General features: G+C 46.6%; 16 protein-coding genes. 10 read left to right on the plus strand and 6 right to left on the minus strand.

Features of this window, described 5'->3' with window-relative positions; all coding sequences use genetic code 11:
- Both OS145_RS11315 and OS145_RS11320 read right to left on the minus strand, forming a co-directional pair.
- Positions 1–183, minus strand: coding sequence for a hypothetical protein (locus OS145_RS11315; protein ID WP_006956601.1), 183 nt, complete (start codon positions 181–183; stop codon positions 1–3).
- On the minus strand, positions 180–2,786 hold the full coding sequence (locus OS145_RS11320; protein WP_006956602.1) for a response regulator: 2,607 nt from the start codon (positions 2,784–2,786) through the stop codon (positions 180–182). Before OS145_RS11320 ends, OS145_RS11315 begins: the two co-directional genes overlap by 4 nt.
- Positions 2,787–2,942: 156 nt before the next feature.
- On the opposite strand from OS145_RS11320, the gene gshA reads away from it, so the two are divergent.
- On the plus strand, positions 2,943–4,550 hold the full coding sequence (gshA, locus tag OS145_RS11325; protein ID WP_040488159.1) for a glutamate--cysteine ligase: 1,608 nt from the start codon (positions 2,943–2,945) through the stop codon (positions 4,548–4,550).
- Between the two features lie 128 nt (positions 4,551–4,678).
- On the plus strand, positions 4,679–5,314 hold the full coding sequence (locus OS145_RS11330) for a transglycosylase SLT domain-containing protein (protein WP_006956606.1): 636 nt from the start codon (positions 4,679–4,681) through the stop codon (positions 5,312–5,314).
- A 23-nt stretch (positions 5,315–5,337) separates the two neighbouring features.
- On the opposite strand, the gene OS145_RS11335 is transcribed toward OS145_RS11330, so the two are convergent.
- Complete coding sequence (locus tag OS145_RS11335) at positions 5,338–6,636, minus strand: HlyC/CorC family transporter (RefSeq protein WP_040488136.1); 1,299 nt, start codon at positions 6,634–6,636, stop codon at positions 5,338–5,340.
- Between the two features lie 69 nt (positions 6,637–6,705).
- Complete coding sequence (locus OS145_RS11340; protein ID WP_006956610.1) at positions 6,706–7,503, minus strand: cytochrome C assembly family protein; 798 nt, start codon at positions 7,501–7,503, stop codon at positions 6,706–6,708.
- A gap of 157 nt (positions 7,504–7,660) precedes the next feature.
- On the opposite strand from OS145_RS11340, the gene ffh reads away from it, so the two are divergent.
- The 7 genes from ffh to tyrA all read left to right on the plus strand — a co-directional run bounded on the left by ffh (position 7,661) and on the right by tyrA (position 12,973).
- A complete protein-coding gene (ffh, locus tag OS145_RS11345; protein WP_006956611.1) occupies positions 7,661–9,025 on the plus strand; it encodes a signal recognition particle protein in 1,365 nt (454 codons plus the stop codon).
- A gap of 142 nt (positions 9,026–9,167) precedes the next feature.
- Positions 9,168–9,416, plus strand: coding sequence for a 30S ribosomal protein S16 (gene rpsP / locus OS145_RS11350; RefSeq protein ID WP_006956612.1), 249 nt, complete (start codon positions 9,168–9,170; stop codon positions 9,414–9,416).
- Between the two features lie 26 nt (positions 9,417–9,442).
- Entirely contained in the window at positions 9,443–9,988 is a 546-nt protein-coding gene (gene rimM, locus OS145_RS11355) for a ribosome maturation factor RimM (RefSeq protein ID WP_006956613.1), read from the plus strand.
- An 8-nt stretch (positions 9,989–9,996) separates the two neighbouring features.
- On the plus strand, positions 9,997–10,743 hold the full coding sequence (gene trmD / locus OS145_RS11360; protein ID WP_006956614.1) for a tRNA (guanosine(37)-N1)-methyltransferase TrmD: 747 nt from the start codon (positions 9,997–9,999) through the stop codon (positions 10,741–10,743).
- 31 nt (positions 10,744–10,774) lie between these two features.
- Complete coding sequence (gene rplS / locus OS145_RS11365; RefSeq protein ID WP_006956616.1) at positions 10,775–11,131, plus strand: 50S ribosomal protein L19; 357 nt, start codon at positions 10,775–10,777, stop codon at positions 11,129–11,131.
- A gap of 72 nt (positions 11,132–11,203) precedes the next feature.
- A complete protein-coding gene (locus OS145_RS11370; protein ID WP_006956617.1) occupies positions 11,204–11,803 on the plus strand; it encodes a DNA-J related domain-containing protein in 600 nt (199 codons plus the stop codon).
- 21 nt (positions 11,804–11,824) lie between these two features.
- Positions 11,825–12,973, plus strand: coding sequence for a bifunctional chorismate mutase/prephenate dehydrogenase (gene tyrA, locus OS145_RS11375; protein WP_006956618.1), 1,149 nt, complete (start codon positions 11,825–11,827; stop codon positions 12,971–12,973).
- Here the strand turns inward: tyrA and OS145_RS11380 are convergent.
- Complete coding sequence (locus OS145_RS11380; protein ID WP_006956619.1) at positions 12,963–13,328, minus strand: response regulator; 366 nt, start codon at positions 13,326–13,328, stop codon at positions 12,963–12,965. The genes tyrA and OS145_RS11380 overlap by 11 nt on opposite strands.
- A gap of 88 nt (positions 13,329–13,416) precedes the next feature.
- On the opposite strand from OS145_RS11380, the gene OS145_RS11385 reads away from it, so the two are divergent.
- The gene (locus tag OS145_RS11385) at positions 13,417–14,061 is read left to right on the plus strand and encodes a cytochrome b/b6 domain-containing protein (RefSeq protein ID WP_006956620.1); all 645 of its coding nucleotides are present in this window, start codon (positions 13,417–13,419) and stop codon (positions 14,059–14,061) included.
- 19 nt (positions 14,062–14,080) lie between these two features.
- Here the strand turns inward: OS145_RS11385 and OS145_RS11390 are convergent, their stop codons facing one another.
- Entirely contained in the window at positions 14,081–14,551 is a 471-nt protein-coding gene (locus OS145_RS11390; protein WP_006956621.1) for a c-type cytochrome, read from the minus strand.
- Positions 14,552–14,594: the final 43 nt, after the last annotated feature.

Genomic DNA, 14,594 nt, shown 5'->3' on the forward strand with positions numbered 1-14,594 from the left:
TTACAGGTTACCTCGACCCGTAAGCCACATCATGACTGTGTAAAACACTGCAATCACTGCGCTAACAACGACAATATAAATGAATCCTTTCTGTCCTTGTTTTAAAGTCCAACCGTGAGCCTTTAAGTAAACCAACCAAAGCAAACTCAAAACAAGCGGAATGATGAACATAAAGCGAATCATGATTGCTCCTGTTGTTGATGTTGATAAATCGCCGCTAGATCATTGGCTGCTTGGTGCGCATGGTTTAATGATTTTTCTAACCCAGTAATAGTGTCGGCAACTTTATCTATATTACCCGCTGCCATATGCTTTTCTAAGTCCGCAGCTCGCGTCTGCAACGCTTCTAATCCTAAGTTGGCGGCAGCACCTTTTAGCGAGTGAAAATAGCGACGAGCGCTTTCATGTTGTCCGCGTGTAATGAAATCAGACACTTTCATGGCGCTGTTCTGATACTCATTAAACAATTGCTCAACAAGACGAAGGTATAAGGGAACATTGTGCTGTAATCGAGCAAGTGCTTGTTCGAACTGAATACCTTTTACCTGCGGATAACGAATTCGCTTTTCATCTGCTTGGGCGTGTTCTGATGCTTCTTCTAAATCGGCTGGTTGTGTCGGCTCATCTTCATAATGACCGGGCACACACCACTTAATAATTGCCTTAATTAATTGCTTTTCATCGATCGGCTTAGCAATGTGCCCTTGCATGCCCGCAGAGAGTGAACGCTCTTCGTCACCACTCATGGCGTTAGCTGTCATCGCGAGGATCGGGAGCTGTTTGTAGTCATAGTAAGAGCGTATTTTTTTGGCGGCAGTAAGGCCATCCATGACCGGCATCTGAATATCCATTAACACCAATGCGTACTGTTTTTGTTCGATGGCGTCTAATGCTGCCTGCCCATGTTCGGCGATATCAACTTTAAAACCTTGGCTTTTCAGTAGCTCAAGCGCCACCTGCTGGTTAATCTCATTATCCTCAACCAGTAGGATAGGGGCGCCTTGAATCGCATCGGGTAGGTTGGTCGCCGGAGCGTCTTTTGATGATATGCTATCGTCTCGTTTATATAACGTGGTGGCGAGACTATGACCGAGTGTGGTTGCTGTAAAAGGCTTCGAGAGAATATCGGATATTCCAGCTGCGGCTGCCTGCTCACTCATCTCTTCAGCATAATATCCGGTCGCTAGAATCATCTTAGGCGCCTCGCTAGCGAGTGATTGATACACACGTTGGCACAACGATAGACCGTCCATTCCTGGCAGACGCCAATCCACTAGTAGTACATCGTAGGGTTCTAGATCTTCGCGTAGAATATCGAGCGCCTGTTCGGCTGTTCTGCAAACACGGACATCGACTTGGTAGCTGCGCAGCATTTCTTGAATCATTTCACGCGTGCTCAGGTTGTCATCAATGGCGAGTACTCGCTTGCCACGTAACTTTTGGATCAAGTATTGGTGGTGTGAGTCGTCTTGCTCAGGTTGCATCGGCAAGGTTAACTCAATATAAAACGTGGAGCCTTGACCCACACCGCTAGTAACGCCAATATCGCCACCCATGAGTTGGATTAACCGGCGTGAAATCGCTAAACCCAGCCCCGTACCACCATATTTGCGCGTCGTTGAGGAGTCCGCTTGCGTGAACGCTTTAAACAGGTTTGCACGTTGTTCTTCGTCCATCCCAATACCTGTATCGGTGACGGATATGCGTAACCAGACTTTATCGGTATTTTTATCGAGCAACGTAACGGCAACATTGATCTCGCCATCTTCGGTGAATTTAATAGCGTTGCTAACTAAATTGACTAATACCTGATTCAAGCGCAAAGGGTCGCCAAATAGTCGGGTCGGAATATTGGCGGGTAGGTTGATGATAAACTCAAGATCCTTGTCATATGCTTTGTAGGCAAACATGTCCGCTAAAGAGGTCAGAACGTCTTGTAGATCAAAAGGAATACGTTCGATACTGAGCTTGCCTGCGTCAATTTTTGAGAAATCTAAAATATCGTTGATCACGCCAAGCAGCGCTTGCGACGATGAGTCGATTACTTTTATATAGCGCTTTTGTTTTTCTGATAACTGCGTTTTTAGGCAAAGGTTGGCCATGCCTACAATGGCGTTAATGGGCGTTCTAATTTCATGGCTCATGTTGGCAAGAAACTCGCCTTTGGCAACATTCGCTTGCTCTGCTGACTCCTTCGCTTGCTCCATTTGCTCTGCAACCGACTTAATTGACGAAATATCGTAGTAACTACCGATGATGCCGATGACATTTTTTTGGTCGTCATAGAGAGGGACGCTGGAGTGCTCTATATAGCGTGTGTTATTTGCTAAATTCAACTCAATTTCCGCATTGCATGACGCTAGGCCGTGCTCGAGCGTGAGACGGTCACGCTCCTGCAGTATGGGGTTTTTCGCCAACCATGCTAATTGGTCATCACGCTTTCCTTCAAGCGCTTCAGTGCTGCATTGAATATCGCGCAGAAAAGCATCATTGCCACCAAGAAACTCTAAATCGCTATTGCGCCAATAGACACGCGTTGGTAGATCGTTAAACACCTGTTGCAAAAGTTGTTGTGAACTTGCGGTTAGAAAAGGTTGGCGCAGCGGTGATGTCAGCGATGTCTGACGCGTCCAAGTGTAGATGACGGTGCCTGCTATTAATCCAACAACAACCGAAGTCAGTAATACGTAATCACTAAACGGTGCGGGTAAAATCAGATAGCTAATGATGCTAATGAGTTGAAAGGCAATAAAGCCTATTTGAAACCGTGTCCAGAATGTTGTCATTCGCCACTTGCCAAACGCTGTGAAATAAAAAGGTGCTTGTTAAGTGTGCCATGACATCGCCTTAACGCCAAGTTTATTAAGCCAATCATGGACGTGTGAAGTAAATCTAAGTAAGCTAACCGCATGCGTCAAAAAAAGGTAGTATCGGAGTCCCTTTTGCAAACTCAATTCGAACGAAAAATCACCGAGCTCACAGAAAACCACTCATCTGCTATTTGGGAAGGTATTCATCGTGGCATCGAGCGTGAAGCTTTACGCGTATTAGAAAATGGTACGCTGGCACCCACGGATCATCCAGAAGCACTCGGTAAAACGCTCACGCACGACACCATTACGACGGATTACTCAGAAAATCTATTGGAGTTTATCACACCCGTTGCTGAATCTATTCGCACGACTTTGTCGCAACTTAAGGACATTCATACTCATACCTTTCAGTCGCTCGGTGATGAGTTGCTGTGGCCGTTGAGTATGCCGTGTTATATTGGCTCGGATAAAGATATTAGGGTTGCCAAATTTGGCGATTCACATTCTGGACGGATGAAGTCTTTATACCGCGTGGGCTTGACCCACCGCTACGGTGCAACCATGCAGATTATTTCTGGCGTGCATTTTAACTTCTCTGTGCCAGAAGCATTGTGGACAGCAATCGCTAAAGATGAACAGATTGAAGATAACGCCGCATTTCGTTCGGAAAAGTACTTTGCATTGATTCGAAACTATAAACGTTTATCGTGGGTTATCCCATTTTTGTTCGGTGCTTCACCGGCACTCTGCGAGTCCTTTTTTACACAGACCCAAACAGAGAGTAAGTTAACCGAATGGGACTTCGCTAAACTGGGTAAAGGTACCTGCTATTTGCCTTACGGCACTTCGCTGCGCATGAGTGATCTGGGTTACACCAATAAAGAGCAAGCCAGTTTAAAAATCACCTACAACAACTTAGACGAGTATGTTGCAGGCTTACGTCGTGCTATTACAACACCATCGCAAAACTTTAAATCCATTGGTGTTAAAGAGGCGGGTGAGTACCGTCAGTTGAACAGTAATATTTTGCAAATTGAAAATGAGTTTTACTCGCCTATTCGACCAAAGCGCACGGCAAAAGGTGGTGAAACACCGACACAAGCACTTGAGCGCGGTGGGGTCGAGTATATTGAAGTTCGCGCATTGGATGTAAACCCATTTAGTGAAGTGGGTATTACCGCGCAACAAATAAAATTCTTGGATCTGTTGCTGCTCTACTGTCTGCTGTCAGAAAGCGCGCCAATGGATTGGGATGCCCAACAAGAAACAGACCAGAACTTTAACAAAGTAGTGATGCAAGGACGTAATCCATCGCTGAGTTTGAGGCAAAATGGGCATGATCGCCTGATGACTGATTGGCTTGAAGAACTCTTTGCCGAACTTGCTGCTTTAGCGCGTACGATGGATTTGTCTCCACACTCTGAGTCTGGGTATGTTGAAGCTATCGAGTCGCTATATCCCTGTGTCCTGAATCCTGAGCTTACTTTGTCGGGGCAAGTACTGGAGATATTGCGTAGCAACAATTGGGACGCAAGTCGACTTGGAAAAGAGCTAGCGCTTAAATATAAGCGGATGTTCAGTGAAGCCTCGTATGAATTTTTTACTAAAAACGACTTTTTACAATGGAAGCAAAGCTCGGAGAAAAAGTTTGCGGAGCGTAAAGCGTCGGATAATGTAGTTGATTTTGATACGTTCTTGCGTGACTATTTCGAAAAAGCGAAGTGTTCAGGGCGTTAGTGAACTACTGAGTCTTAGTAATGCATAATAGAAAAAGGCGCAACGGAAAGCCGCTGCGCCAAACAGTTCAGGGGTGAACACAACATAACGTTTACTCTGATACGTGTGTCATTAAAAAGTTCAAAATCATGCAAAAAAAATTTTATCAACGTAGCTCATTGATAGCCTCTGTCGTCTTAACGGCTGCGTTAACAGGTTGCGCGACACCCCCGCCTCAGTCACCTGAAAACATCTGTGATATTTTTGAGGAGCACAACGACTGGTATCACGCGGCCGCTGATGCCCGCGAACGTTGGGGAGTGCCCATCCATGTTCCCATGGCGATGATGTACCAAGAAAGCTCCTTTAAACATGATGCTGTGCCACCGCGGTACTATTTTCTTGGCTTTATACCCTGGGGTCGGGTGAGCTCGGCATATGGTTACTCGCAAGCCAAGGATATGACGTGGGAAGATTACCAACGCGAAACGGGAAACGGTTGGGCGAGCAGAAGCGACTTTGAGGATGCAGTCGATTTTATGGGATGGTTTATCTATAAGAGCTATGAAATCAACGGCGTGTCGAAGTGGGATGCTTATGCGCAGTATTTGAATTACCACGAGGGGTGGGGGGGATATGCTCGTAAAACCTACCTCAGTAAGCCTTGGCTCGTGAAAGTATCAAAACAAGTGAAAAGTCGTTCACTGCGATACGCTACGCAACTCAAAACCTGTGAGGACGATCTGAAACATGGTTGGCTGTATAACTTGTTTTTTGACTGGTAAGCGTCACATACTAGCCAGCGGCATTATTCACCGCTGGCCGAACTAGGTTCTTTAAAGTGCTGAGGTAAAACGCGCACTTGTTTAATCATCGTGTCACCGACTTCAATGAGTTCCACCGGGTAACCGCCTAGTCGTAGACTCAGTCGTGCATGGGGAATGTCTCCGAACTGTTCTATCACCAATCCACTGAGCGTTTTCGGGCCATCCGTAGGAAAGTGCCAATTCATTTCTTTGTTAAGCTCACGAAGGTTCGCAGCTCCCTCAACTAGATAGCTACCGTCAGGCTGGGCAACGGCTGTTTCGCTCGGTTGCGGTGCCATCGATGTGGTAAAGTCACCGACAATCTCTTCCAGAATATCTTCGAGAGTAACGAGTCCCTGAATATCGCCATACTCGTCAACGACCAAGCCAATACGTTCTTTGCGGTGCTGAAACTTAAGTAGCTGTACGTTAAGCGGTGTGCCTTCGGGAATAAAGTAAATATCCCGTGCTGCACGAACGAGTGTCGCTTTATCGGCTTCAAATTGGTTTTTGGTCATGAGACGCATGACATCGCGTGCGTGTAAAAATCCCACGGCATCATCGATATCGTTGCGGTATAGCAGTACTCGGGTGTGTTGCGCATGCTCGATTTTCTTAATGATCCGAGACCAGTCATCGTTGATGTCAATACCAACGATTTCGTTGCGTGGAATCATGACATCTTCGACGGTTACCTTTTCCAAGTCTAAGATGCTCAAAAGCATCTCTTGGTGAGATGCTGGAATCATGTTTCCTGCCTCGTTCACCACCGCACGAAGCTCCTCGGAGTTGAGTGCATCACCAACTTGTGCGCGTTTAGGGTCAACGCCTAATATTCGCATAAATGTGTTGGTAATAAAGTTTACACTGGTCACGAAAGGATACATGCCAATAAGTAGCGGTCGCAAAATCAGAGAGCTGGGGAATGCGATTCGTTCAGGATGTAAAGCTGCAATAGTTTTTGGTGTCACTTCCGCAAAAATTAATATGATCAGCGTAAGTGCAAGCGTTGCGATGACAATACCTGCATCCCCAAACCAACGAATACATAAAATAGTGGCAATGGAGGAAGCCGCGATATTCACCAAGTTATTACCAATCAGGATCAGGCCGATTAACCGGTCAGGGCGCTCCAGCAGGAACTGCACTCGACGTGCGCCATGATGATTGTTTTGCACCAGATGCCTTAACCGATAGCGGTTGATCGACATCATGCCCGTTTCCGAGCCGGAAAAATATGCAGAAAGAGCGATGAGAACTACGAGTATTACGAGTAACATACTCGTCGATATATCGTCCAAACTTACTACCCTCTTAGTCGTTGCGAATCTGACAATTTAGTGTTTTCAGCCATTAAGTCAAGCTTAGACTTAACTGAGAATGATATCTTTGACAAAGCGACTGCCAAAATACCCTAATGTAAGTAGGACTGTTCCTAAAATACTTAATACCATCACTGGTTTGCCTCGTAATCCTGTCGCCTTATGCGCCACATAAGTTACGATATAAACGAGCGCTGCAGCCATCGCAAGAATCGTTTTATGGGCTTGGTTTTGTGCGAACATATCGTCTAGAAAAGCAAAGCCTGATGCAATTGCGAGAATCAATAATAGAGTTCCCGCGGACAGCAACCTAAAGAAATAGCGTTCTATATTCATTAACGGTGGAAGCTGTTTAAACAGGCCACTGGTTTTTTTGGTTTTAAGTAAATAGTTAATATAGCTGGCTTGAATCGCGTACAACGTGGCTAGGGCGAGTACCCCATACGCGACTAATGAAAGGACAATGTGAATAACCAGTCCATGCCCAAAACCAATATAAGCGCCAAGATCCGCTGGTGTTAGTACGAGCAACAGGGCTGAAAGGGCCGCAAACAAATAGATAACGGGTTTAAGTAACAAACTATTGGATTGTTTGACACGGAACAGCGACAACAACGCAATCAGCCAAGCAACAATCGATAAACTAGAAGATACGTTTAGGTGATCGAATTCATCGCTGGCTAAGCGCATGTAAATTAAGCCGCCATGGCAGATTAATGCCAAAATAGCTGATACCCAACTAACGATAGTGAGCGGAGAACGTGGTCTGAAAACCTGTTGCAGCATAAATAGCGCACTGGCGACATAAAGCACGAGTGTCGCACTGAGTAATGCGGAAATAAGCACTGCGGTTGCTTCCCTAGTTTAACTAAAGTACGAATGAGTATACGCCCTTGATTAATTAAACCCAAGCGCTCTAAGGGCGAAACTTTGTTGGTTTTCAGATATACTATCCCCATAATATAAATTAGCTCGTTTTGCGACAACAGAAGAGATCGCGGTTATGTTTGAGAATTTAAGCGAACGTCTCACCCAGACGTTGCGAAGCATTGGCGGCAAAGGTCGTCTGACAGAAGACAATATCAAGTCAACGTTGCGCGAAGTGCGTATGGCGTTACTTGAGGCTGACGTTGCCTTGCCTGTCGTGAAGGAATTTATTGGCAAAGTAAAAGAGCGTGCGGTAGGCACCGAGGTCAACAAGAGCCTAACGCCAGGCCAAGTGTTTGTTAAAATCGTCCAATCAGAGCTTGAAGCCGCGATGGGCGAAGCTAACGTACCGCTTGATTTAAGCACGCAACCGCCTGCGGTGATTTTGATGGCGGGTTTGCAAGGTGCGGGTAAAACAACATCAGTTGGTAAGTTGGCAAAATACCTTAAAGAGCGCCAGAAGAAAAAAGTCATGGTGGTCAGTGCGGACATCTATCGTCCGGCGGCGATTAAACAGCTCGAGACCTTGGCCGAACAAGTGGATGTATCGTTTTTCCCATCGACAACAGCACAGAGCCCGGTTGAAATTGCTCAAGGCGCGATTGCGGAAGCTAAAAAGCAGTTTGTTGATGTGGTGCTCGTGGATACTGCCGGTCGCTTAACGATCGACGAAGATATGATGCAGGAAATTCAACACCTGCACACCGAGATCAAGCCGGTTGAGACACTCTTCGTTGTTGACTCAATGACAGGTCAAGACGCTGCGAATACGGCGAAAGCATTTAACGAAGCACTGCCATTGACCGGGGTTATCTTGACCAAAACCGACGGTGATGCGCGGGGTGGTGCTGCGTTATCGATTCGTCATATAACGGGTAAGCCCATCAAGTTTTTAGGTGTTGGCGAAAAGACCGATGCCCTTGAACCGTTCCACCCAGACCGTGTAGCGTCGCGTATTCTTGGTATGGGCGACATCTTGTCGCTGGTGGAAGAGGTCGAGCAAAAAGTTGACCGCGAGAAAGCCGAAAAGGTTGCTCGCAAGGTTATGAAGAAGGGTCAGTTTTCGCTGGAAGACTTTCGTGATCAGTTAGCTCAGATGCGTGAAATGGGCGGAATGATGGGGTTGATGTCAAAAATGCCCGGTATGGGCAAAATGACCGACCAAATCAAGGGGCAAATGGATGACAAAATGACCCTACGCATGGAAGCCATCATTAACTCGATGACACCTAAAGAGCGTCAACATCCAGACGTCATCAAGGGATCGCGCAAGCGTCGAATTGCGGCGGGTTCTGGCACCCAAGTGCAAGACGTCAACAAGCTGTTGAAACAATTTCAGCAAATGCAAAAAATGATGAAGAAGATGAAAGGTGGTGGCATGCAAAAAATGATGCGTGGCATGGGCGGCAAACTACCGCCTGGGATGTTTGGAGGCCGTTAATCCCAACCTCGCCTTTATCGCCCGATAAGCTTGCATTTGTTGTAAAAATCAGTAGAATTGCCGAGCCTTCCGAACCTATCGGAGGGCTTTGCTGTTTATAGCAATTACGTTTTACATTTACACAGAAAAATTGAGGAACGCAATGGTAACCATTCGTTTACAACGTGGTGGCGCTAAAAAACGCCCCTTCTACCAAATGGTAGTCGCAGACAGTCGCAACGCTCGCGACGGTCGTTTCATCGAGAACGTAGGCTTCTTTAACCCGGTAGCTCGTGGTCAAGAAGAGCGCCTTCGTGTTGACTTAGATCGTATCGAACACTGGGTATCTCAAGGTGCATCGCTTTCTGAGCGTGTTGCACGTTTGGTTAAAGACGCGCGCGCAGCGGCGTAATTAACTAGGCATTAGGGAGCGAAGTAATGACGAAACAAACATCAGACGCATTAGTCGTGGGCCACATCGGTGCCGTCTACGGTGTCAAAGGATGGTTGAAAATTCAGTCATTTACAGAGAACCCTGAAGATATCTTTGATTATACCCCTTGGACTCTGCAGGGGAATGCAGCTCGCCAAACGACGGAAGAAGTCATTAATGTGGTTCAGTGGCGTCGTCATAACAACGGGCTTATTGCTCAGTTAGAAGGCATCAACGACCGCGAATTAGCAGCGACAAAAACCGGTTTGAGCATTTGCATTAACGCAGAGAAATTGCCTGAGTTAGCTGATGACGAATTTTACTGGCGTGATCTTATCGGATTACGTGTGGTAAATAAGCAAGGCTACGATATGGGTGTAGTAGAGCAAATCATGCCGACCGCAGCCAATGATGTATTGGTCGTGACGGCAAACTCAAATGATGCGTTTGGAAAGTCTGAGCGACTGATTCCGTTTGTGCAAAGCCAGTATGTACTGGACGTGGACAACGAGAAGCAGCAAATTCAGGTGGACTGGCCCGCAGATTTTTGAGGCAAACAATGCACATTGGTGTCATTAGTTTGTTTCCAGATATGTTTTCGGCGATCACTGAACATGGTGTGACACGTCGGGCTATCAAGGAAGATTTGCTAACGGTTTCGGTATGGAACCCACGCGATTTTACTCATGATAAACATCGCACGGTTGATGATCGCCCATACGGCGGTGGTCCCGGGATGTTAATGATGGTGCAACCTTTAGTCGATGCGATTAATGCAGCTAAAGCCGCGTTGGGTGAAGATACACCGGTTATCTACTTATCACCGCAAGGGCAAACACTTGATCATGGTGGCGTGACGCAATTAGCGCAAAATGATCGCATGATACTGATCGCTGGTCGTTATGAAGGCATTGATCAGCGTGTGATTGACCAATATGTCGATGCAGAATGGTCAATAGGTGATTACGTTCTCAGTGGCGGTGAGTTACCAGCAATGGTGCTTATCGATGCGGTGGCTCGAATGGTACCTGGTGTCCTCGGTCACCAAGATTCGGCAGCCGAAGATTCGTTCGCCAATGGGTTACTGGATTGCCCACATTACACGCGGCCCGAGACTTATAATGGTCAGCAGGTTCCGACTGTTCTTTTGAGCGGGAACCACGAAAAAATTCGACAGTGGCGCTTGCAACAAGCTCTGGGTAAAACCTGGTTGCAACGCAAAGAGTTAATTAATCGCCTAGCTCTGACTGACGAGCAGGAACAGTTGCTGAATGAGTTTATTCAACAACAAGAGTCCGAAGACTAACGTACAGTTTATCTAGGAAAGGAGATATACCATGGCAAAAGTAAGCCAGAACATCATTAAGGCTCTTGAAGAAGAGCAAATGAAGAAAGATTTACCGGCATTCGCTCCAGGCGATACGGTTAGTGTAAATGTAAAAGTAGTTGAGGGTAACCGTGAGCGTCTTCAGGCGTTTGAAGGCGTTGTTATCCGTGTTCGTAACCGTGGTTTGCACTCTGCATTCACCGTTCGTAAAGTATCTAGCGGTGAAGGCGTAGAGCGTACTTTCCAAACGCACAGCCCACTGGTCGACAGCATCACTGTTAAGCGTCGTGGTGCAGTACGTCGTGCGAAGCTTTACTATCTACGCGAGCGTTCGGGCAAGTCTGCACGTATCCGCGAGAAGCTGTAAGCAGCATTCGATGCAGAAAAAGCCCGGCAATTCAGTTGCCGGGCTTTTTTTTGTTTGTGCTAGACTGGTTCCATGCAAGCATCGATTCAAATACTAAAAGCAGCGTTAGAAGAACTGCTTAATAAACAGTCACGTTGGACCGAGTACGAGTTAATCCAAGCGCTCAAAGCCGAGCCTTACGTTATTTTTGACGGTCAAGCACTGTCAGATACTCAGGCACTATTCGAAACGCACTTTATTCTGTTTCATTGCCTGTATTTGATTCGCCAAGAATGGTTCGGACATACGGCTCTCGAGATTCACACGCTCGAAATACAAGCAAGGCCAAGCTCGACGAACTTAGATAAAGCCGGCGGCATGACTTCTTTGAAAGCAAACGATCCGCTAGCGGACTATTACTTAGATTGGTCCAACTTTACTGAAACAACACAACAGGATGTGGAACAACTATTAAATGATTTTTGGTCTCGTATGACTGGTTCGACGCCTAAGCGTCAAAGTATGGCACTTGATGAAGCCTGGCAACAGCTTGAGCTAGCGCCCACTTCGGATATGAGCGAAGTCAAACGCCAGTATCGCAAGCGGGTACATCAATGCCATCCCGATAAAGGGGGATCAGTGAGCGAGATGCAAGCAATACAGGTCGCATACCAGCGTATTATAAAGTCGTAGCCGGGGAAGTGAGAAACGCGCATGAATAACGATGCTAAGCAGCAACTAGAACAATTGCGTCAAGCGATTGATAACACCGACTCCCAATTGATTGAGTTAATCAAGCAACGCTCTGAGTTAACTAAACAAGTGGGTGATGTGAAACGGCACCTTCAAGCACCGCTCTATGTTCCTGAACGTGAACAGCAGATGATTTCTGCGCGGCGTCAGCAAGCTGAGCAGATGGAACTCAGCCCCGATCTAATCGAGGATGTATTGCGCCGTATTATTCGTGAGTCCTATCGTACACAAACCGCGCAAGCGACACCTACCTCGTCTGATTTGGAACGACGAGTCGTTATTGTCGGTGGACGTGGTCGTCTAGGCACGCTGTTTTGTCGTTTGTTTAAACAAACCGGTTACACGGTCAAAGTGATTGATAAAGGTGATGCATTGAGTGATATTACCGAGCATCACCCCCAACTGGTTGTTATCGCTGTGCCGGTTAATATCACAGCACAGGTTATCAGCGAACTTCCTAAGTTACCCGATGACTGTGTCTTAGCTGATTTAACCAGTATTAAGCATCAACCTCTGCAGCAGATGTTAGCGCAACATGAAGGTCCTGTCGTAGGACTGCATCCGATGTTTGGTCCCTCAGTACCTAACCTCGCTAAACAGCTTGTGGTTGCATGTGAGGGACGTAAAGCGGAAGCGTACCAGTGGCTTATCGCGCAATTCACTAATTGGGGTGCACATGTAGAGTGGGTTGACTCTCAGGCACATGATTCGAGTATGGGCTGGATTCAAGTGATGCGGCATTTGAGCACCTTTGTGTACGGTGCACATATGGCCGAAGAACAGGCGGACATAGCGCAGCTTTTACAATTAAGTTCGCCGATTTATCGGATGGAATTAATGATGGTTGGACGTCTCTTTGCCCAAAATGCCGATTTGTATGCTGATATCATTCAGTCCCATCCTGAACAATTCGATGTTATCAAACGTTATTTAGCGCGTTTTCAACATACTTTGGATGTGTTAGAGCGGGGTGACAAAGCGAACTTCGTCGAAACATTTCAACAAGTGAATGGGTATTTTGGCGAGTTTGCAGAACAGTTTCTGCAAGAAAGTGAAGCGCTCGTCCAGTTATCGGATGACCAGCGCTTTAGAGGGGCGGCTACCGGCTAACTTGATATTGACTCATCAGTTCGGCAAGTGCGTCTGGAGAAGCAGGTTTATGCAGTGTTGCGTCCATTCCTGCATCTCGGCAGGCTTCCATTTCAGTCGCACTTTGATGACTGGTGATGGCAATAATCGGTGTTTCGGTGTAGTGAGGTTCTGCGCGTAGACGTCGCGCGACTTCATCGCCATTCATGTCCGGCATTTCGTAGTCGATAAAGAAAATATCAATCGTGTTTTGTTGCGCCACTTGCAAAGCCTGAGCACCATTCTCGGCGTGATATAGTGTTCCCGCATACTGTGCCAGCATCGCCTTTAATACTTCCGTGCTGATAAAGTCATCATCAGCAATTAAGATATTCATGATATACGTCCTTATGATACTACCGTTCTTGAGCATTTCGTTTTACCCTAGCACTGAACGTAAGATTTGCCTAGTCAGGAGATAATCTGTGAACGAGAAGTTTCAGCGCATAAAAATCTGGGATAGTTTCATCCGTATTTATCATTGGTTAATGGTCGCGGCCGTTGCTGGGCTGTGGTGGACCGGTGAAGAAGGACGAATGGATCTGCATCAGGATATTGCGATTGCCCTTGCAGCTCTATTAATCACCCGTGTTGGTTGGGGTTTTTTCGGTAGTGAAAACGTTCGTTTTAGCGCGTTTGTCACCTCACCCAAACGGGTTCTGAGTCATTTAGGTGCGCTATTTAGCAAACGCTATGAGTCAGGCAATACACATAGCCCAGCAGGCGCTTATTCGGTTTTACTATTGTTGCTGATATTGATGATTCAAATAGGCACCGGACTTTTTGCGACTGATGGAATACTGTTTTCCGGTCCACTCAATGACTGGGTATCGCCTGATGTAGCGGACTTTTTGACCGACTGGCATAAAACGCAATTTAACGTCATTTTGGGGTTGGTAGCATTACATATTTTGGCGATTTTACTTTATCGCATACTCGGCTACCGGCTGCTGGCAGCCATGATTACCGGGTATCGATACACGGCTAGTCAAGTGCCGAGACTAAAATCGGGTTGGCAAGGCTTGGTAATCGCGCTTGCGGTTTGGTTTATATTGGTGATGCTGCTTTAACAGCATCACCCGCAACAACTTAATCTTTATATTGGTCGTGGCAACCTTTACAGTTTTTCGCCGCGGCCATAAATGCAGGCTTAATCTCATCCATCGAGCCCGAAGCGGCTGCGTCAACGAGGCTATCCGCATCTGTGATGAGTTGATTTGCGCGCGACTCAAAATCTTCCCAATTGTCCCAAATAGCCGGTAATGCATCGGTATCGTCACCAGGCATTGCGCCTTCAACAGCAAAACCATCCCATGGGATATGAGTCAGGCGAGCGAAGTCGCTAGCGCGGTTGCTAAACACTGCGGCATCGTATTGCTCTTCACCCTTCACCATCGCGGCCATTGCGGCAAAGTTATCTCGCATAATGGACAATGCACTTTGACGGTATTTCACCGCTGACTCAGCATCGTTGAATGCATGTTTGTCCGCATGTGCGAAAGTCGACACGCCTAAACACATGACACCAGCCAATACAGCTGAAACTGTTGTATTTTTCATTTTTATATCCTCTGCGCTAGATTATTTAACGATAATATTGCAC

The sequence above is a fragment of the Idiomarina baltica OS145 genome, assembly GCF_000152885.1.
Taxonomy (GTDB): Bacteria; Pseudomonadota; Gammaproteobacteria; order Enterobacterales; family Alteromonadaceae; genus Idiomarina; species Idiomarina baltica.